Below are 20,239 nucleotides of genomic sequence, written 5' to 3' on the forward strand. Positions count from 1 at the left end.
TCTCACAATTCTTATAAGAGATAAACCGGACGCCCGCACTGACGGCGGTCTCCCGATCCACCTCCGAATCTCCGAGAAAAAACACGCGCTCCTTTTCCACCCCCAATTCCTGGAGGATCTTTTCGACTGCGCTCGGGTGCGGTTTCGGATGCTCCACGTCGAGGGCAGTGACCACCATGTCAAAATAAGGTGCAAGGCAAAATTTTTCGACCACATGCTTCATAGAGGTGGTCCGGTTGGTACAAATGGCCCTCTTGATCCCTCTTTTTTTCAGCCCCTCCAGGGTCTCGATAAGATTAGGCTCCATCTTGAGAAAGACGATGAATTCCCTGAAGTCGACGTTCTTTAACACTTCGAGCGCCTGCTTCTCCTTCCCGGCATCTCCCGGAAAGAGGTGGCGTATCGCCTCATAGACCGTGTGAGTGTGGCAGTACTGCAGTTCGGCCGGGCTCAGCTCTCCCCTGCCTGTTGCCGCGGCTATCTTATTGTAGAGCCGGCGGTTCGCATCGAGGGAATCGAAAAGCACGCCGTCGCAATCATAGATCACGCACTCCACATCATTCTTGTTCTTTGCCGTCATCCGTACCTCTTCTATTCGTCAACGTGGTATTTCGGCCGGGGGGAAAGAAGAAAGGTGCATTCCTTTGAATTTGTTCCGTTTTTATTTGGCCTCAAGAGGCTTTTAATCATCGGACCGAGCGCTAACTGCAATGATTTAAATATTATTCGGCAAAAAATCAAGGAGAAAATCTGTATTTATATGTCGTAATATATGCTACAATACGGTAAGAATAAAGCACAGGAGGTATTTATGATCAGTGTTTCCATTCCAGGCTGGGGAGACCTCGATATAGAGTATTTGGTGGTGGACTATAACGGAACATGCGCCTTCGACGGAAAGTTGAAAGAAGGCGTGAAAGACATAATGGAAAAAGTCTCGCGTTACATCAAGGTATTTATCATTACCTCCGACAGTTACGGAAACATCGACAACGAGGGGAATACCATAGGCTTCAGCGTGATCAAGGTCGGAAAAGACCAGAGCGGCAAAGAGAAGGCGAGAATCATCAAGGAGCTGGGACCTGAAAAGGTGGTCGCCATAGGGAACGGGGCAAACGATGCGATGATGCTCAAGGAAGCGGCCCTCGGCATTGGAGTCATAGGGGAAGAAGGATGTAATGCCCTTATCATAAAAGAAGCAGACCTTGTGGTCAAGAATGTAGTCGATGCCTTCGGTATCGTGCTCCATCCGGAAAGACTGGTTGCCACACTCAGAGACTAGCCTTTTTCAAGACAACCGTAACACCCCGCCGTCAGGCGGGGTCCCGGTCGTGTGACAAACACCCACTCTTTATGATAATATATTGATATGATCGGTACAATTCTAAAGAAAATCGTAGGCACAAAGAACGAAAGGGAGCTTAAGAGGATTCAGCCCCAGGTAGAGCAGGCCCGCACCTTTGAGGAGGGGCTCAGGACGCTTTCCGACAGCGAGCTTCAGGCGAAAACTCCCTATTTCAAAGAGAGGCTCGCACAAGGGGAAGACCTCGACTCCCTTCTCCCCGAAGCCTTTGCCGTAGTCAGGGAAGTGGCGGGACGGACCGTGGGAATGAGGCATTTTGACTCCCAGTTGATCGGAGGCATCGTGCTTCACGAGGGGAAGATCGCCGAAATGGCCACAGGCGAAGGCAAGACGCTCGTAGCCACCCTGCCCGTATACCTCAATGCCCTGTCGGGCCTCGGCGTCCACGTGGTGACGGTAAACGATTACCTTGCAAAAAGAGATGCCCAGTGGATGGGCCCCATTTATAACTTTCTGGGACTTTCCGTGGATACCGTGGTTCACGGCCTCGACGACGACGAGAGGAAGGTCGCCTACGGCTGCGATGTAACCTATGGGACGAACAATGAGTTCGGTTTCGATTACCTCCGGGACAACATGAAGTACAGCATCGATGAATGCGCCCAGAGGGAATTCAACTATGCCATCGTGGATGAGGTAGACAGCATCCTCATCGACGAGGCGAGGACGCCGCTTATCATTTCAGGCCCCGCGGAAGAATCTACGGATAAGTATTACAAGATCAATCGCATCATCTACCAGTTGAAGCAAGAGAAAGACTTCATGATAGATGAGAAGGCGAAGAGCGCGTACCTCACTGAAGACGGGGTTGCCAAGATCGAGAAGCTCATCCGGATCGAGAACCTTTACGATCCGAAATATGTCGATTTTCTCCACCATGTAAACCAGGCGCTCAAGGCCCACCACCTGTTCAAGCGCGATGTGGATTATATCGTCAAGGAAGGCCAGGTCATCATTGTCGACGAGTTCACCGGAAGGCTCATGCCGGGCAGACGCTACAGCGACGGGATTCACCAGGCCCTGGAGGCGAAAGAGAACGTCAAGATCGAGCGGGAGAACCAGACCCTCGCCACCGTGACCTTTCAGAATTACTTCAGGATGTATAAGAAGCTTTCAGGCATGACAGGCACCGCGGATACGGAGGCGGTGGAGTTCAAGAAGATCTATAACCTCGACGTCATGGTCATACCCACCAATAAGCCACTCATACGGGTAAACTCTCCCGACACTGTGTTCAGGACTGAGAAAGAGAAATTCAAGGCCGTAATCGAAGAGCTTGAGGAGCATTATAAGAGCGGCAAGCCGGTACTTGTGGGAACCCTCTCCATCGATAAGTCGGAGAAAGTTTCGGAGATGCTCAAGAGAAAAGGCGTGGCCCATCACGTTTTGAATGCGAAGATTCACGAGAGGGAAGCGGAGATCGTGGCCCAGGCAGGCCGTCTCAAGGCGATCACCATCTCCACGAATATGGCCGGTAGAGGGACCGACATCCTTCTGGGCGGCAACCCCCAGTCTCTCGCACTGGCCATGGCAAAGGGGCAGACGGGGACAGAGGAATATAATCAGGCCCTGGAAAAGGCCCGGAAAATCTGTGAAAAAGAGAAGGAAGAGGTAATAAAGCTCGGTGGCCTCCATATCCTCGGCACGGAAAGGCATGAATCGAGGCGAATCGACAACCAGTTGAGGGGGCGGGCGGGCCGTCAGGGCGATCCCGGCTCTTCGCGGTTTTACGTCTCTCTCGAAGATGAGATCATGAGGCTTTTCGGATCGGACAAGGTATCCCCCATGCTCGCGAAGCTTGGCATGAAAGAGGATATGCCCATAGAGCACCCTTTTATCACGAAAGCCATTGAAAACGCCCAGACGAGGGTGGAAGGCCATAACTTCGAGATCAGGAAATACCTCCTCGAATATGACAACGTGATGAACAAACAGCGCGAGACAGTCTACGGCATGCGCAGGGAGATCATGAAAGACAGCGATATCAAGGAGCGTATCCTTGATATGATGGATGAGGTCTGCGAAGAGATCGTCTTTGAATGCGCCCCCGAAAAGGTCTATCCGGAAGAGTGGGACCTGGTCTCCCTGAGAAACAGGGTCTACGAGGCGTTCTTTTTTCACATCGACATCGATCTGCCTTCTGTAAAGGACCTTACGAGGGAAGGACTCTACGACCGCGTGCGTGAAAAAGTGGCTGCCGTGTACGAGGCCAAGGAGAAGACTTTCGGAGAGGAAGACCTTCGGGCAATCGGGCACTTTATCACCCTTAATTCCCTCGATAATCACTGGAAAGAGCACCTCCTCGCCCTCGATCACCTGAAGGAGGGCATCGGGCTCAGGGGTTACGGGCAGAAAGATCCTTTACGGGAGTACCAGAGGGAGAGCTACGAGCTCTTCATCGAAATGCTCGATCAGGTGAAGTACGACACGGTGAAGAAGATGTTCGCCGTCCAGCCTGCCCGGGGCGAAGAGCTGACCTACGAGGAGCCGGTTATGTTCACCAATAAAGGCGGCGAACCCGATATCTCGGAGAAGGAAAAGAAAATAGGAAGAAACGACCCTTGCCCGTGCGGCAGCGGACGAAAATACAAAAGGTGCTGCGGAAAATAGAGATGGTAGAAGGGGTTGAATTTGCAGGAGTAGCCGCGGGTATCAAGGGCAAGGGTAAAAACCCGGACCTCGGTCTCCTTTTTTTTAAAGAAGGCATGCACGTCACGAGCCTTTATACGAGAAACCGAGTAAAGGCCGCCCACATACTCTATAACCGGAAGCTCGAAGCGTCACCCGTAAGGGCTGTCCTGGTGAACAGCGGCTGCGCCAATGCATGTACCGGTAAAGAAGGCATCGCGGACCTCGCCGCCATAGGTGTGAGTCTGGCGCCCCTTCTCGACGTGAAAAAGGAAGAGATACTTTTTGCCTCCACCGGGGTGATCGGAAAACGGCTTCCCCGGGATGTAATAGTAAAGGCCCTCCCGTCTCTCGCGAAGAACCTCAAGTCTTCCCATCTCGACACCTTCTCCAAGGCGATTATGACCACAGACACCTTTCCTAAGGTAGTCCATGCGACCTTCAAAGGGCAGAAGCAATACCATATGACCGGTGTTGCCAAGGGAGCAGGGATGATAAACCCCCTTTTCGCCACCATGCTCGCCTTTGTGGTGACCGATTTCCCCGTTGCGCCGGCCGCACTCCACAGGACTTTCGTTCATGCGGCGAAGGAAAGCTTTGAAAGGATATCGGTGGACGGAGAATGCTCGACCAATGATTCGATACTCCTTTTCACGGGTACCGGGGAGGGGGACGAAACGGGCTTCGAGGGATTCCGGGATGCCCTGTCATCGGTCCTCAAAGAGCTTTCCATGATGGTCGTGAAGGACGGAGAGGGGGCTACGAGAATCGCTCATATTATTGTCAAAGGGGCGAAGAAGAAAGAGGCGGCAGAGAAGATCGCGCGAAGGATCTCCATCTCTCCCCTTACCAAAACGGCATTTTTCGGGGCAGACCCCAATTGGGGGCGCATTATTGCCGCGACAGGGGATGCCGGAGTTGCCCTGATCCCATCAAAGATAGAGATTACCCTTCAGGGACATGTCCTCGCGAAGGCGGGCGTTGAAGTTCCCTTTGACGAAGAGGAGATGAAAAACCTCATGAGCGGGAAAGAGATAGAGGTGATCGTTGATCTTCACGAGGGGAAATCATCCTTTGACATGTGGACCACGGATTACACCTACGATTACATCAAGATTAACGCGGCCTACAGGACCTGAGCCTGTAACCGAACCGCCGCCCGGCTGTATCTTCAGTATACCCCTTTGGAATTCAGGAAAGGACCGTATTTTTTATCCGAACCCAGGATGTGGGTGGTAAGCCAGTCCCTCAAAAATATCAGGGTCTCGGAATTGGTCACGATATCCCCCTTTATGAAGCGCTGATTGATCTCCCGCGTTCTTTTCGTCAGGGCCTGATGCTCGTGCCTGTGCCCCCGCGCGCTTCCGGCTTTCACGGCATCATGAAATTCATTGAGCAGCTCAACGAGTTTCATGTGCTGGCCGTCCACCAGCTTTATATTGACGCTCATATTGTCGTTCCATGCCATCAATGCCATATTAGCTCCTTCGCCTATTTTGATAGAACTCCAGCCCTTTTAGCATTTATCGGCGGCCCCTTGCTTTCCTTAACCCCGAAACCCCGGCCCCGGGGATATTGTCCCTCCCATGGATCACCGCACAGGGTGCCACCCGGAAACAATAGCCAAAAGAGATCTATTATGGTACATGATTGAATACACGTCACCTGGAGCCTTTACTAAACTATTTCGAGGAGGCCTCTCCATGGAGTTGGTTGAAAGAGCAAAGGCGATCATATTGAAACCCCGCGAAACATGGGAGACAATCAGGTCGGAAAAAGTAACGGTGGCGGAGCTTTTCACCTCCTACGCATGCATCCTTGCCGTCATTCCCTCGGTCGCATCCTTTATCGGCCTTTCATTGATCGGGATCGGAGTGCCTTTCATCGGCTGGTGGAGGCAGCCCGTCATTCACGGCATCGGCCACATTGTCCTTTCCTATATCCTCTCCCTTGCGGGCGTCTTGATCACTACCTATATCGCCGCCATGGTGGCCCCTCATTTCGGCTCGAGACGAGATATGACCGCGGCTGCGAAAGCGGTGGTTTACTCTTTTACCCCGGTCTGGGTTGCGGGAATTCTGAATATCTTTCCCCCTTTGGGGACGATCTCCTGGATATTGGGACTCTACTCCCTTTATCTTCTCTTTCTCGGACTCCCCCTTATGATGGAGACGCCTGCGGAAAAAAAGACGGGTTATGTGGTGGTCGTGGTGGCGGTCACGATTCTCGTGATGATCACCATATCGATCATGGGAGGGCTCTTTCTGGCCGGCGCCAGGGTGGCGGGGATGGCAGGGGGATTATAGCCCGTTAAATTCCCGTCAGGCGCTCGATATGGCCGCGCACCTCGTGGAGGAGGCGGCTCCTTGCGGGAGGGCCCTTTCCGGTGACCGGGATCGGGCTTCCGATGCGTATCTCGATCGTCCCTCTTCCCTTGGGGACAAAGCATCCTTCCGGCTGCAGGGGGCCTGTTCCCTTGATCCCCACGGGGACTATGGGGACGCCGGTGCGCTGGGCAAGGGAGAAGCCGCCCTTCTTGAAGGGCAGAAGCACGCCGTCCGTGCTCCACGTCCCTTCCGGAAAGATGATGATGTTCATTCCTTCCTGTATCATGGCCGCTGCCATGTTTACGGAGGTCAGGGCCTTTCGCGGATGCGCCCTGTCCATGGGGATATTCCTACCGGCTTTTAACGCCCAGCCCAGGAAAGGCACGGAGAAGAGTTCTTTCTTGGCGATCCATTTGAAGGACAGGCGGACCGATGAGAGGAGGGCGAAGATATCGAGGGTGCTTTGATGATTGCACATAATAATATAGGGAGGGTCGGACAGGTTCTCGGCCCCCTCCAGGGAGACCCTGATGCCGCAGGCCTTGAGATGTAGAGTTGCCCAGAGCCGGCCCAGCTTGTTGACTCTTTCCCCCCTGCGATCGAAGGGGGAGATCAGAAGGGCGACAAGAGACAAAGAGACGGTAGCGAAAATGAGGTTGAGGAGAGGGATAGTTCTTCTCATATGGGTCCTGGTCCTGTTTAGATTATAATGCTATTGAAGAACCTTTGGAACCTGTTTTTAATTTTTTTGGCTCTTTCTCGTTCAGTCGAGCAGCGCAGCCCGGCGGCAGTTAAATAATGGATTATTTAAAGGATGCGGACGGAAGGCCCGCGGTCAGGAGTGAGCGATCGGGATAGTTTGACGACGATGATAGTGAACTATTTTTCGACAGTAGCTCACGGAATGCACTCGGCGGCCGTTTTACATGCCGTTGCCATCACCTTTTATAGGTGGTAAAAAATGAGAAGCAGTATTGAGCGGGGAGGACTTATGGAAACCGTATATGACCGGATATGTGAGGCGGCGAAGGCGTATCTCGATACGCGCCAGAATGAGGTGCATACTTCCATTTGCTGCGGATTTGCGCGACGGCTGCTCGCCGGTTATCCGGATGCGCGCGAGGGTGTGGTCCTGCCCGCGGTGATGCTCCATGATGTGGGGTGGAAAATGGTGCCTGAGGAGAAGCAGCTCGGCGCGTTCGGGCCTAAGGCCAACGATGTGGAGGCCCTGAGGCTCCATGAAGTAGAGGGGGCGCGGATCGCGGGAGAAATACTGAGGTCGCTCGGCTATGACGGAGATAACACAGAGGAGATTATGGCCATTATCGACGGCCATGATTCGCGCCATTATGCAACCTCACTTAACGACTCGCTGGTGAAGGACTCGGATAAGCTCTGGCGGTATACACCTACAGGCGTAGGAATCGATCATATCCGGTTTAATATCGAGAGGGGAAGCTACCTCGAATGGCTCGGGGGGACGATCGACGGGTGGCTCTTTTTGCCCCTTGCCAGGGCTATGGCGAAAGAGGCCTTTGAAATGAGTATGGCCCAAAAGGGCTGAAGTGCAGTTAACCTTTTCTACACCGGCTCACGAATGAAAGCATGGCATCGGGCGGCAATCTCTCCTGCCTTGTGCCTCACGTGTGGAGCGAGGACCTGATCGAGAAAAAGCCCTGCCTCCCATTGCCTCACGGCGCTCACATATATATCGCTTCTATACGGGCATGGAGATTGAAGAGAATGAAGAAGGCGGCAGGAAAGGCACGTTTTTGCTCCATGATGATCGAAGTCTTCACTGTTCGGACTCAAGCTCAAATTCTGTCTCACTCGTTCCTGTCTCAATCGCAATTCCTGAGGTAAACAGGAGTAAGCGCGAGGGGGTCGATGGTAAGTACTTGTCCGGAGTCAGCCGAACACCTGGTCCTGACTGCGCCGCCAGATTCGAGCCCATTTGGCGCTTACCCTGTTTCCTGATGGTGTTCCGGTACGGATTTCCTGAAACTCAGCGTCTTGTTCATATTACAGGAGAAAGAATGTCATTGTCGGTGACGAAGGTCACAGGGAGCAAATTTGGTCATGGAGCTGACTTGACCGTAAGAACTGTCTTCTGATAGGTTGAAAGGGTGCATATTCGTGATGGGAGCTTCAGATTAAGAAAATAAGGAGAATCAAATCCTGATGCCGAAGAGCCTGCCCACGGCCCTCGCCGTGCTTCTTGCTCCATTTATTGCCTTTGCACCTGTTGAGGATTTCAGCGGTCCTCCCGGACGCGAAGAACCATTCCTTGCCGGGGAGTCGGGCTAGGACTGTAAAAGGCGCTTCAGCTTGGCGAGGGATGGGGGATAGCCCTCGGTTTTATCTTTTTTTTCGCCGGCAGCCATGGCGGGAAATTGTGTATTGTCCCAGAGAACCGGCTCCCCTGTCTCGAATCCCGTCACTCTTCCCACCGCAGGATAGAGGAGGATTCTGATATAGTCATCATCGGGGATCCGGGGCGGTCGCACATATACGTAGGTTTCCCTTATATATAAGTCTTTTATGTTTCCCGGGATGGACATGGAGACGACGCTTTCCGTATCAATGAGATACTTTTGGAACTCATTCCACTTTACGGCCGACATTATCGCGTCGATTACAGTCCATGTAATCCCCTCGGGCACGTCTATAAGAAATAGAAGAGAGAAATAGGTAGAACCCGATTCATGTGTTTTCTGCTCCGATACTTTGCATATGCCTGATGCGGTACGTCCATTGCCGAGGGAGACCGTCACATCGAAGAAGGCGCGCATCTCCTCCTTGTTGAAAAGGCCCTGCAGTTCCTGATCGAGATCGATTACTCCCTCTGCCGCCATGCTGCTTCCTCCCTGCCGATTTTGATTGATAAGAGTCTATATCATGAAAAGGGCTTCGGTCAAAGTCAGGGCGTGAGCCTCGCGGTGTCAGCAATGAATTTGCGCGGAAACCGGACTGAAAAGGTGCTTCCTCCCGAATCCATGCAGCTGAATTCACCGGCCCCGTTTTTATTGAGACACCTGCTGATTGCCCCCGGGCATGCATCCGCGTCTCCCGGTATCTTTTTGCACCTGCTGCTTCTCATGGTGACGCAGAAACCGAGCCTTTCGGAAAAGGCCTTTATTCTGAGCAGGTCGGCGCCCGAACCCCCGGCATTGAAATCAAAAGGTTGTTTGGATGAATATGAGGGCGTGTCCTGGGTATGGAAAAAGCCGCCGAATACGACGTCCTGGTTCTCATCCGTAATACCCACCCCATAATCCCGTACCTCGATCACGAGGCCCTGGTTCGAGATGAGGGAACGCACCTCGATCATTCCTTCGTCAGGGGTGTTTTCGATCGCATTTTTGAGTAACCCGGCGCATATTTTTGTCAATATCTCCCTATCCATGTAAATCGAAGTCCCCTCTTCCAGATAAGTAAGTATCTCGAGAGACCTTTGATGGGCCTTTTCCATGGTTTCATCGATGATGGCGTTGAGAAAATCATGGAGGGGGATATTCTCGTAATTCACTTCGGGGATGCGGTAAAAAGAATCGATATGGTGCGCAATCTGCTCCAGCACATCCTGATGCTCATTCTGCTGTTCTTTGAGGATTTCGACAAGGCTGAAGGCGTCTTCAATAACGTCCATAATGAGAAGTTCCTGATCGAATACTCTCTTGTTCACTATGTCGTCAATCTTCTCCTGAAGGCGCATGAGGCGATCCATGTTCCTTCTCCCCATGTTGAGCAGCCTCGTCACCGTCTCCATATTCCCTTCGTATAACTTTGCGGCTGTTTTATTGAGGGCCACCGACAGGATCGTGAGGGGGGTCTTCATTTCATGAGAGATATGATGTATTACCCGCTCCTTCGTCTTGTCGAGGAGTTTAAGCTCCTCATATACCTTCGAGTTTTCCGTGGCGATCACCACAAAGGAGGAAAGGGAAGAGAAGAGTTCGAGGTCGCCGTCGCTGAAATCGGCAGGTTCGCCGTCGGCTCCTTTTTTATTAACCGCCTGGTAGACGCCGATACACTGTTTCTCCCTATTGATAAGGGGCACCGCGATCAGGTTTCTTCCGTTGAGGTCTCCCATGGCGCCCGATTCCGGGCAAAAGCGCGGGTCCGACCTCAGGTTATTCACGATAACCGGCTCCCGGTGAGTGAAGACCCAGCCCGCCAGGCCCGAATCGGGCGAGGGGGATGTCCTGAATTTACCTGCCTTTGCGCGAAAAAATGACCATAGCTCGTCTTCTCTTTTATCGTGGACGAAGATGGCGCAGTGCTCCACTTCCATTATGTGGCAGGTTTCGTCTATAATGATTTTGAAGAGGGCCTCCATATCGATTTCAGAGGTGATGATCTGGCCCACCCTGAGGAGATCCCTTACGAGCCGGTCCTCTTTCCTTCTCCCAAAGCCTCTTTGCGTCGGTTGAGTATACATTTCGGACGTCATCTTTATTCCCCCCAGTTGCGGAAACACCCCGTTTACACACAGGTGACCGGACTCATGTGAACCAAAGAAAGCACAATAAGAAATTACCGGAAAAAGTGATACACCTTGAGGCCGCAATCATGCTGCCTTAAGACGACGAACCAATCGATGCAAAGCTCATGATGTCGGGAATAAGGTTATGGGAGGCATAACCCTTTTCCACTCTCCGAATCATTTATCGTCCTTCCCCGGAAATACTTAATTGCCTTTTGGCAAGAAACTTCTCCCCGAAAGGGAAGATATGCCGAAAAGAATCTTTCACACCTCCGACGTGCATTGGGGGCAGCGGGTGGCATTGAGGGGAATTTTTGACATGCAGTAGGGGCATTCCTTTGTGTCCGGGGCAGCGGCCTCGACCCGCCTCATCCGGTTTATCAGGCGTATGATGAGGAACACGGCGAAGGCGATGATCACAAAATCGATGCAGGTGTTGATGAATATCCCGTAATTGAGAGTCGCGGCGCCGGCTTTTTTCGCCTCACTCAACGTTTCGTAAGGTGTTCCTGAGAGGTTTATGAATAAGTTGCTGAAGTCCACTTTCCCCAGAAGGAGACCCACGGGGGGCATGAGCACGTCAGTCACGAAAGATGAGACGATCTTCCCGAAGGCGGCGCCGATCACAATGCCCACCGCCAGGTCGACCACGTTTCCCTTTGTCACGAATTCCTTGAATTCTTTGAGCATGGCAGCCTCCTTCGCGTGAATTTTATCCGCGGGCGATTATTTCCCGAAAGTCGTCTTCAAAAGGTCCGTTACCCTCGCGGCGGGATCGGTCCTGATCTTCTTTTCCTCCTGGCCTACCATGGTAAAGAGACCATCAAGGGACTTATTGGTCACATAATGGTCGAGGTCGACCGACTCTTTCGGCAGGAAGGGAACGGACTCGGCTTTGCCCATCATTTCCTTGTACGAGCGGGTCACGCCCACCTGATCCATGGTCGAGGAGACCACGGGCTTGAACTCTGCATAAAGCTTACTCGACGTCTTCTGCTTGAAGAACTGTGTGGCTGCCGTATCGCCTCCTTTGAGGATCTTCTGCGCATCGTCGAAGGTCATGCTTTTTATGGCGTCCATGAACAAGGCCGTCGCCTTGGGTGCCGCCTTCTCCGCTGCCCGGTTCATGCTGAGGACGAAGTCGTCGACCTGTTTCTGGTACCCCATTTTCCCCAGTGCATCCGCCACCCGCTGGATCTTGTCGGGCATAAGGATCTTAATGAGACTGTTGCTGAAATACCCGTTGGGTTTTGAAACCGACTTCACGGCATTATCAGTGCCCACCTGAAGGGCCTCTTTGAGGCCCGATGCAGTGGTGGCATTATCCTGGCTCGAACCCGAAGGGACGGTGGAAGGAATGGTGGAAGGGAGCTTTCTGCCCTTCATCAAGTCTTCGAAGCCGGCGGCGTGGCCAAAGGAAAACCAGAGGGTACAGAATAAGAGCACAAAAAAGAAGAGGGCGGTTTTTTTCATTGCTTCCTCCGGAGTGTCCGTTTTCCCTTATGCGATGCACAAGGCCGCATGTATGGGTCTGCTTCCAATATAGAGTCTTTTCCTGAAATTAGCAACCATTCCCGTACTCTCCGTCAACTGTTTACGGGCCCTTCACTTCGTTTTTCTTCTTGAGTCCCGGAAAACATTGTTTGTATGATATGGGCGGAGGTGGGCAATATGAAACTTAAGGATAGAGTCGCGTTAGTGACCGCCGCCGCAGGGGCGGGCATCGGCCGGGCGATTGCCGCCGGACTGGCGAAGGAAGGGGCCCGCGTGGTCGTCTCCGATGCCCATGAAGACAGGAGCATTGCCGCAGCCGCGGCCATAGGGGATGAGTTCAATGTCGATACCCTGGGGCTCCGGTGCGACGTGACCGACAGGAGCGAGGTCGACCACATGGTTGGAAGGGTGCTCGAGCGGTTCGGCAGGATCGATATCCTCGTCAATAATGCGGGGACCAACCGTCCGTGCCAGGTGGCCGAAATGACGGACGACGTGTGGGACCTGGTGGTCAATACGTCCCTCAAGGGAACCTTCTATTGCTGCCGGGCCGTATTGCCCTCGATGATGAAACAGAACTCGGGACGCATCGTGAGCATCACTTCGGTGGCGGGGTTTATGGGTCTGAAAGCGGGTCACGCCCATTATGCGGCTGCAAAGGCGGGCGTCATGGCCTTTACCCGCTGTCTTGCCATGGAGGCCGCCCCTCATTACATCACGGCCAATACCATTGCGCCCAGTTTTATCTATAACGAATTTATCCCCCGTATTTATCCTGAAGATGAGATAGAGAGGATGTATGAGAACATACCCTACCCCCGGAAAGGGACGCCCGAGGATGTGGCGAATACGGTGCTTTTTCTCGTTTCCGACGAAGGTGAATATGTAACCGGCCAGACCATCTGCGTGACCGGCGGAAGCTGGATGAGGTGAGGGAAATCAAAAAAGTTTGCAATTTAACACTCCTCTATCTGGTGGTTCCAGGCCGGAGGTATTAGATTAAATAATAAGACAAAGCTCTGCGACTGGAGGCGCCCCGAAGGGACGTGAGACGGAACCGGAAAAGAAGGAGGCGTAGATGATCACGAAATTAAAGCCTGAGGATGTCTATAACAAATGCGACCCCACCATCTTCCCCTTCAGTACCACCAATGACCTTACCGAATTTAAGGGGACTATCGGCCAGGAGAAAGCACTGAAAGCCATTGATTTCGGCCTCAGTATAGACAGCGACGGGTTCAATATCTTTGCCCTGGGAGAGAGCGGGACAGGCAAGATGACGACCATCATGGCGCTCCTCAACGAGAAAGCCGCGGTAGAAGAGACACCCGAAGACTGGTGCTATGTCTACAATTTCAAAGATCCCGATACCTCGATCGCCGTATCCCTGTCGCCGGGCAGGGGTGTAATTTTTCAGAAGGAGATGGAAGACCTCATCAGCGCCCTGAGAATAGAGATCCCGAAGGCATTCGAGTCAAAGGAATACGAGGTACAGAGAAATAAGGTCATCGAGGAATTCCAGCAGAAGCAGACCGAATACCTGTCGAGGCTCGATGAGGAGGCCAAGGGAAGGGGATTCAGCGTGAAGAGGGGCCCGAGCGGCGTCCTTATCGTGCCCGTCAAAGAGAACGGGGAGGTCCTCACCAAGGAAGAGTTCGATGCCCTCGATGAAAAAGCCAGGAGCAGGCTCGAAGAAACGGGCAAGATGTTCCAGGAGAAGCTCAACGACGTAGTACGTATCCTCAAGGATGCGGAGAAGCTCGTGAGGGACATGCTCAATAAGCTCGAAAGAATGATCGGACTCGATATCGTGGGTCCCTTCATTGAAACGCTGAAGAATAAATATACGGACCGGGAGAAGATCGTCGCATACCTCGAGAACGTGAAGGAAGAGATACTCTCTCACCTCGATGAGTTCAAGACCACGGAAGAGCAGCCTTCGCCGATGCCCTTCCTCAAGATGCCGAAGCAAGAACCGTCATTTATGAAGTATGCCGTCAATGTGATTGTAAATAACGGCGACAAGAAGGGCGCCCCCGTCGTGTTCGAGAGCAACCCCACCTATTTGAACCTCTTCGGAAGGATCGAGTATAAGGTCTCCTACGGCATGGCCTCCACCGACTTCACCCTTATCAAGGCCGGTTCGGTACACAGGGCGAATGGCGGCTATCTCGTCATCGATACCCAGGACCTTTTCAGGAATGCCTTCTCCTATGACGCCCTCAAGCGGGCCATGAAGAACAGGGAGATCAAGATAGAGGATGTATTGGAGCAGTACCGGCTCATCAGCACCGCGTCATTAAAACCGGACCCCATACCTCTTAATGCGAAAGTAGTCCTCACGGGGAATCCCTACATTTATTACCTCCTCTATTCCCTCGACGAGGAGTCGCGGGAGCTATTTAAAGTTAAGGCCGACTTCGACAGCAGAATGGACCGGACCACAGAAAATGTCCAAAAATATGCCGCCTTTATCGCCCAGTGCCAGCGGAAGGAGAACCTCCTCCCCCTCGACCCCGGCGGAGTCGCCAGGGTAATCGAGTACAGCTCACGTTTTGCCGACCACCAGGAGAAGCTCTCGACGAAATTCAGCGCAATCAATGATCTGGTCCGGGAATCCCATTATTGGGCGAAAAAGGCCGGCAGCGACGTAATAAGGGCGGAATATGTAACCCAGGCGGTAGTCGAAAAGACTTACCGGGTCAACCGCGTGGAAGAGAGAATCAGAGAGATGATGCTCGACGGCACCCTTATCATCGACACGGAAGAGGAGAAAGTAGGTCAGATTAATGGTCTCGCCGTGCTCGACACGGGTGATTACAGCTTCGGAAAGCCTTCGAGGATCACGGCCAGGACTTATACGGGCAAGGCCGGTATCGTCAATATCGAGCGCGAGACAAAGATGAGCGGGAAGATCCACGAAAAGGCGATCTTCATCATATCGAGTTATCTCGGCGCCAAATATGCAGTGAAGAGCCCCATAAGCCTGTCCGCCTTTATCACTTTCGAGCAGCTCTACGATATGATCGAAGGTGACAGCGCCACCTGCGCCGAGCTCTACGCCCTTCTCTCGAGCATTTCCGGAGTGCCCCTGAAGCAGAATCTAGCCGTGACGGGCTCCATGGACCAAAACGGCGATGTCCAGCCCATTGGCGGGGTGAACCAGAAGATAGAAGGCTTTTTCGACCTCTGCAGATTGAGGGGCTTGAACGGGAGCAACGGGGTAATCATTCCGAAAAAGAATGAAAAAAACCTCATGCTCAAAGAAGATATCGCCGAAGCGGTGAGAGACGGGAAGTTCGCCATATACACGATAGATAAGATGGAAGAGGGCCTCGAGATACTGACCGGCATGACCGCCGGAGAGCTTCAGGAGGACGGGATGTATCCGGAAGGGACCATCAATTTTCTCGTCGCCAAAAGGCTCACCGAGATTTCCGAATCACTCGAGAAGAAGAAGGAGAAAAACGGCGACGATATCGCCCCGAAAACCATGGAGGAGTAACGCCTCCGGTTCCGGTAAGGCCTGAAAATATCGGGGAGAAACCACAAGTCATCTTCACATCCGGGGATGGACGAAAATTGCTTTCCCGGACCTAACCTGCTAGAATACATGATGCTTACCCTTATCCGCGAAAGGCTGAAAGCCTATCATGCAAAGGAAATTGCGGCGCCCCAGGCCATCTGCGCCGGGGTCGTGATGCCCATTTTCGAGAAAGACGGAGCCGATTTTATCGTCCTCACCAAGAGAAGCGACAAGGTAAGAATCCACAAAGGTGAGGTCTCTTTTCCGGGCGGAATGTGCGAGGATGATGACGGGAACACCATGAATACGGCTCTTCGGGAATGTTGCGAGGAGATAGGGGTATCTGCGAAAGATGTGGAGATCATAGGTAAGATGGACGATATGGTTACCCTTACCGGTTTTGTGATCACCCCCTACGTGGGGATTATACCTTATCCGTATCAGTTTAAAACCAATCCGGAAGAGGTGGAGCGTATCATCACTCTGCCTATCGGTTACCTCCGTGAAACAATCCCGCATCTGGAGACGGTCGAGCATGAAGGCAGGAGGATGGAGAAAGTCCCATCTTTTTTCTATCAGGGCGACAGGATCTGGGGCGCCACGTGCCGTATCCTTCTGGAGTTCAAGGAAATCATAGGGAATGAAAAAATTTAACCTCCGAGTGCTCATCCTTCTCTCCTTCGGGCACCTGGTGGTAGATATCTATCAAGGGGCCCTTCCCGCCATACTGCCCTTCCTCAAGGTCAGGCTCTCCCTCACCTATGCCATGGCGGGTATCATTCTCATTATGTCCAACCTTGCCTCATCGGTCCTTCAACCCCTCTTCGGCTTTTACTCCGATAAAAAAGAAAAGGCCGTCCTCCTGCCCCTGGGTCTGCTGTGCGCCGGCATCGGCCTTGCCCTGGTCTCAACCGTGGGCATCTATCCTCTGGTCCTTGCCCTTACCGCCCTATCGGGTCTCGGAATCGCCGCCTATCATCCCGAGGGGTATAAAACGGCCCATTTCTTCACCGGCGAGAGGGCCGCCACGGGAATGTCCATTTTCTCGGTCGGGGGCAACCTTGGTCTCGCCCTTGGACCCATTTTTGCCATAGGTATTATCCAATACCTGGGATTCAATTCCCTGCCCGTGATTGTCCTGCCCAGCCTTCTCATGACCGTCGTTATCCTTTTTAACAAGAAGGCTATCGCCATCCCCACCCAGGATCCCGACGCAAAAGCCGCGGCTGCCCAAGCGGCCCCGAAAGGCATGTGGTCCTCTCTTATCGTGCTCATCGCCGTGATCGTGATGAGGACCTGGACCCAGGTGGGGCTCGTTGCCTACATACCGTTTTATTACATCGACTACCTGAAAGGAGAGCCCCTTTTCGCGGGAAAGCTCGTCTTTACCTTACTTGCCTCCGGCGCCCTCGGGACCCTCATCGGATCCCCTGTGGCCGACCGCGTGGGTCACAAGCTTTTTCTTCGCACTTCCATGTTCCTCGCTACCCTCGTGCTGCCCCTCATGTTCGTGCCTTTCATTGCAAAGAGCTGGCTCCTCTTCGTGGTGCTCGGACTGGTGGGAATGTTCCTCATATCGACCTTTTCCGTGACGGTGGTTATGGCCCAGAAGCTCCTTCCTCACCGGCTCGGAGTCGCGTCCGGCCTGACCGTCGGATTTGCCGTCGGCACCGGAGGCATCGGCGTGACGCTCCTCGGTGTGGTAGCCGACCACTTCGGGGTGCCCATGGCCCTGGAGTCGATCCTTGTTCTTCCCCTGGCGGGCTTTATCTTGAGCCTTATCTTAAAATATAAAGGATAATTAATCGTGAAACCGATCGTGAGCATCGTAGGGCGCCCCAATGTGGGCAAGTCCACTCTTTTCAACAGGCTGATAGGCTACAAGAAAGCCATAACCGAAGACATCCCCGGGGTGACACGGGACCGGAATTACGGCGAATTCGACTATTCCGGTCAGGAGTTCGTGCTGGTCGACACAGGAGGATTCGAGCCGTCGAAAGATGAAGGTTTTTTCCCCCTCGTCAAGAAGCAGATCGAAGAATCGATGAAGGAATCGGCGATCATACTCTTTGTTCTTGACGCCAAAGACGGCATGCTTCCCCAGGATGACGAGATCTCCAAGATCCTCAGAAAATATCAAAAACCTGTCTTCTATGTGGCCAACAAGGTAGATACGCAGAAGAAGGTAATGGATGCCTCTGAGTTCTACACTATGGGCGTGGAGCGCCTCTACACCATGAGCGCCCTCCACGGGACGGGCATAGATGATCTCCTCGAAGACCTGGTCGCACTGGCCCGCACCCTGAAAGATGAAGGCGGCGAAGAGGAAGAGGCACCCGAAGAAGAGCCGGAAAAGGGAATCAGGGTGGCCGTGGTGGGGAGGCCCAACACGGGTAAATCCTCGATCATCAACCGTCTTCTCGGGGCGGAGCGGATGATCGTAAGCGAGGTGGCGGGTACTACCCGGGACGCCATCGATACCACCGTCCTCTTCAAGGGCCACGAGGTCACATTGGTCGACACGGCCGGATTAAGGCGGAAAGCGAAAATAGAGGGAAAGATAGAGGAATATTCCGTAGCGAGCGCATTGAGAACTATCGAGAGGGCGACGGTAGTGAACCTCGTGCTCGATGCGGCCGAGGGCATCAGCCACCAGGACGCGTCAATCGCCCATCTCGTGGTAAGCCAGGGGAAAGGGATATGCGTGGTGGTGAACAAGTGGGACCTCATGAGAGGCACCTCGACAGAGACGGAATACAGGAAAGCCGTGCTTGAGAAGATCCCCCATGCATCCTTTGCTCCCGTGATTTTTACTTCCGCCCTGACAGGCGCCCACATGGGGCGCATCCTCGAGACGGACCTTATGGTATATCGTCAGCTTTCGACAAGGATTGACACGGGAAAGCTGAACAAGGCATTTCAGATCTATTATCAGAAACTGAACCCCACGCGGCAGAGAAACGCGGAGGTGAAGATCAATTACGTGAATCAGGCAAAGACCCTGCCCCCCACCTTTATTCTCTTCTCGAACCACCCGGAGCTCATACAGGAGCATTATAAACGGTACCTGGAGAACTCGCTGAGGGATACCTTTGGGTTTCATGGGGCACCCATCCGGTTGGTCTTCAAAAAGAAGTCCTAAAAGGAAAAGCGGCGAGTCTAAGGGCGCATCTCCGTCGTTGCGGGCAGCCCGTGACACTCCGACGTACCTGAGGTACGCCTGCGTGCCCCGGATTGCCCGCGCCTAGGACCTGCATCCCTTTTACTCCCCGCCCTTTCAATTATGCAGAAAACATAGAAGAAGAGAACGGTCTCCGTTACCATCTCAGTCGTTGCCCGCGACCGTGACGCTCCGATGTACCGCCAACCTTCCAAGAGCATTCCGGCTGCCTGTGGCAGCGGAACCTGAAACTACCGCAATTAAAGCAATTACTTACGAAGGAATACACCCTTAAAAGGCCCCCCACCCTCTATTAAGAATCGGAAGGGTGAGGCGATAAACTAATTAGAGGTCTATTTAGGAGGAGTTTATGCGGCTTGTGATTTTTTCGGTGTTGATTCTTGCGGCGGTGTTGAGCTGGTCCTTGGATGGAGTCTGTCAGACTGTGGACAGGTCGGGACTGGAAGGGGTTTCGGGGGTTGCGCGGGGGGCGGCAGGGTCGGCGGGGGGTAAGGCGGTGGAGGGGGTTTCCTATAATACTATCATGGGGGTGGCGGTGATTGCTGCGGGAACCGGTGCGATTATTGCGGCTGCGCCGGAAGTCATGGGGATCTCGGCGGGCGTTGCGGCCGCGGGACTTCTGGGAGCGGCGGGGGCAGGGGCATTCAGAACCCCGCCATTTTCAAAGAAGTCTGAAGACAGGTCTTCCGCGAATTAAGGCGACGCGGTCATGGCTGACCAGTCGTCGAAGAGGGAGAGATAGCGAAGGAGAAAGAGGTCGCCCTCCGTGGTGCGAACTTTGTAATAATTTACTATCGGACGGGTGGGATCGATTTCTCCCTCGTACCAGCGGTCCGTGATCTCGGCGATCTCGCGTCGGCGGCCTTCGAAAATGAAGGCAACGGGCCGTTCTTCCGCTTTGTAGCTGCTTACACACTCTACTTCAATGTGACTGAAGGGGTTTTCGGGTGGAGAGTCCATACACAGGCGACCCTGCAAGCCCTCAGTTCGATTTCGGGGGCTTGATCATAAGATTTCTGAGGCCGTTGTTCTCGAATTCCTTTTCGTAGTGCTCGATGAAAGGTTGCTCGTTCGTGAGGTGTTCTTCGGCGGACATGCGCTCGATGGCCCGCGAGCCGTATTTCCTCTCCATATCCCGGCGGGCAAGATTGTAAATCAGCTTTTCCCAGAAAGTAGTATCGTCGTAGCGCTGGATATATCCTTCAATCTCCTCGCTCTCTTCGAGTTCTTTGGA

Annotated in this window: 20 protein-coding genes; 11 read left to right on the forward strand and 9 right to left on the reverse strand. The window is 53.2% G+C overall.

Going from position 1 to position 20,239, the window contains the following annotated elements:
- Window positions 1-580: HAD-IA family hydrolase (locus VGJ94_18635; protein HEY3278640.1), on the reverse strand; the 580-nt coding region annotated here is incomplete at its 3' end.
- Window positions 581-811: 231 nt separating this feature from the next.
- Between VGJ94_18635 and VGJ94_18640 the strand changes: the two genes are divergently transcribed.
- The 3 genes from VGJ94_18640 to argJ all read left to right on the forward strand — a co-directional run bounded on the left by VGJ94_18640 (window position 812) and on the right by argJ (window position 5,130).
- Entirely contained in the window at window positions 812-1,282 is a 471-nt protein-coding gene (locus tag VGJ94_18640; protein HEY3278641.1) for an HAD family hydrolase, read from the forward strand.
- An 87-nt stretch (window positions 1,283-1,369) separates the two neighbouring features.
- Window positions 1,370-3,973: a preprotein translocase subunit SecA gene (gene secA, locus VGJ94_18645; protein HEY3278642.1), complete on the forward strand. Its 2,604-nt coding sequence runs from the start codon at window positions 1,370-1,372 to the stop codon at window positions 3,971-3,973.
- Window positions 3,974-3,975: 2 nt separating this feature from the next.
- Complete coding sequence (argJ, locus tag VGJ94_18650; protein HEY3278643.1) at window positions 3,976-5,130, forward strand: bifunctional glutamate N-acetyltransferase/amino-acid acetyltransferase ArgJ; 1,155 nt, start codon at window positions 3,976-3,978, stop codon at window positions 5,128-5,130.
- Between the two features lie 32 nt (window positions 5,131-5,162).
- Here the strand turns inward: argJ and VGJ94_18655 are convergent, their stop codons facing one another.
- Window positions 5,163-5,468 (reverse strand): hemerythrin domain-containing protein, encoded by a 306-nt coding sequence (locus VGJ94_18655; protein ID HEY3278644.1) that lies wholly within the window; start codon window positions 5,466-5,468, stop codon window positions 5,163-5,165.
- Between the two features lie 226 nt (window positions 5,469-5,694).
- Between VGJ94_18655 and VGJ94_18660 the strand changes: the two genes are divergently transcribed.
- Window positions 5,695-6,297 (forward strand): Yip1 family protein, encoded by a 603-nt coding sequence (locus VGJ94_18660; protein ID HEY3278645.1) that lies wholly within the window; start codon window positions 5,695-5,697, stop codon window positions 6,295-6,297.
- Between the two features lie 4 nt (window positions 6,298-6,301).
- On the opposite strand, the gene VGJ94_18665 is transcribed toward VGJ94_18660, so the two are convergent.
- A complete protein-coding gene (locus tag VGJ94_18665) occupies window positions 6,302-7,000 on the reverse strand; it encodes a lysophospholipid acyltransferase family protein (GenBank protein HEY3278646.1) in 699 nt (232 codons plus the stop codon).
- A 279-nt stretch (window positions 7,001-7,279) separates the two neighbouring features.
- Here VGJ94_18665 and VGJ94_18670 point away from each other — a divergent pair, with 279 nt between their 5' ends.
- A complete protein-coding gene (locus tag VGJ94_18670; protein ID HEY3278647.1) occupies window positions 7,280-7,882 on the forward strand; it encodes an HD domain-containing protein in 603 nt (200 codons plus the stop codon).
- 739 nt (window positions 7,883-8,621) lie between these two features.
- Here the strand turns inward: VGJ94_18670 and VGJ94_18675 are convergent.
- From VGJ94_18675 to VGJ94_18690, 4 genes are all read right to left on the reverse strand, one after another.
- Window positions 8,622-9,173, reverse strand: a complete 552-nt coding sequence (locus VGJ94_18675) for a hypothetical protein (GenBank protein HEY3278648.1) — start codon at window positions 9,171-9,173, stop codon at window positions 8,622-8,624.
- A gap of 65 nt (window positions 9,174-9,238) precedes the next feature.
- Window positions 9,239-10,771: a GAF domain-containing protein gene (locus tag VGJ94_18680; protein ID HEY3278649.1), complete on the reverse strand. Its 1,533-nt coding sequence runs from the start codon at window positions 10,769-10,771 to the stop codon at window positions 9,239-9,241.
- 297 nt (window positions 10,772-11,068) lie between these two features.
- A complete protein-coding gene (gene mscL / locus VGJ94_18685) occupies window positions 11,069-11,494 on the reverse strand; it encodes a large conductance mechanosensitive channel protein MscL (GenBank protein HEY3278650.1) in 426 nt (141 codons plus the stop codon).
- 36 nt (window positions 11,495-11,530) lie between these two features.
- Window positions 11,531-12,277, reverse strand: a complete 747-nt coding sequence (locus tag VGJ94_18690; protein HEY3278651.1) for a DUF4197 domain-containing protein — start codon at window positions 12,275-12,277, stop codon at window positions 11,531-11,533.
- A gap of 198 nt (window positions 12,278-12,475) precedes the next feature.
- Between VGJ94_18690 and VGJ94_18695 the strand changes: the two genes are divergently transcribed.
- The 6 genes from VGJ94_18695 (at window position 12,476) to VGJ94_18720 (ending at window position 19,702) form a co-directional block, all read left to right on the forward strand.
- Window positions 12,476-13,231: an SDR family NAD(P)-dependent oxidoreductase gene (locus tag VGJ94_18695; protein HEY3278652.1), complete on the forward strand. Its 756-nt coding sequence runs from the start codon at window positions 12,476-12,478 to the stop codon at window positions 13,229-13,231.
- A 145-nt stretch (window positions 13,232-13,376) separates the two neighbouring features.
- Window positions 13,377-15,803 carry an ATP-binding protein gene (locus VGJ94_18700; GenBank protein HEY3278653.1) on the forward strand — a complete coding sequence of 809 codons (2,427 nt, stop codon included), beginning with the start codon at window positions 13,377-13,379 and terminating at the stop codon, window positions 15,801-15,803.
- A gap of 108 nt (window positions 15,804-15,911) precedes the next feature.
- The gene (locus VGJ94_18705) at window positions 15,912-16,478 is read left to right on the forward strand and encodes a CoA pyrophosphatase (protein HEY3278654.1); all 567 of its coding nucleotides are present in this window, start codon (window positions 15,912-15,914) and stop codon (window positions 16,476-16,478) included.
- Window positions 16,465-17,625, forward strand: coding sequence for an MFS transporter (locus tag VGJ94_18710; GenBank protein HEY3278655.1), 1,161 nt, complete (start codon window positions 16,465-16,467; stop codon window positions 17,623-17,625). The genes VGJ94_18705 and VGJ94_18710 overlap by 14 nt, the downstream gene beginning before the upstream one ends.
- A 6-nt stretch (window positions 17,626-17,631) precedes the next feature.
- On the forward strand, window positions 17,632-18,966 hold the full coding sequence (gene der, locus VGJ94_18715) for a ribosome biogenesis GTPase Der (protein HEY3278656.1): 1,335 nt from the start codon (window positions 17,632-17,634) through the stop codon (window positions 18,964-18,966).
- Window positions 18,967-19,354: 388 nt separating this feature from the next.
- Window positions 19,355-19,702 carry a hypothetical protein gene (locus tag VGJ94_18720; GenBank protein ID HEY3278657.1) on the forward strand — a complete coding sequence of 116 codons (348 nt, stop codon included), beginning with the start codon at window positions 19,355-19,357 and terminating at the stop codon, window positions 19,700-19,702.
- Here the strand turns inward: VGJ94_18720 and VGJ94_18725 are convergent.
- Window positions 19,699-19,965, reverse strand: coding sequence for a hypothetical protein (locus VGJ94_18725; protein ID HEY3278658.1), 267 nt, complete (start codon window positions 19,963-19,965; stop codon window positions 19,699-19,701). The two genes, VGJ94_18720 and VGJ94_18725, sit on opposite strands and share 4 nt — an antisense overlap.
- A 22-nt stretch (window positions 19,966-19,987) precedes the next feature.
- The coding region (locus VGJ94_18730) for a hypothetical protein (protein HEY3278659.1) at window positions 19,988-20,239 on the reverse strand (252 nt) is incomplete at its 5' end.

It is taken from the genome of Syntrophorhabdaceae bacterium (assembly GCA_036504895.1).
In the GTDB taxonomy this organism is placed as follows: domain Bacteria; phylum Desulfobacterota; class Syntrophorhabdia; order Syntrophorhabdales; family Syntrophorhabdaceae; genus PNOM01.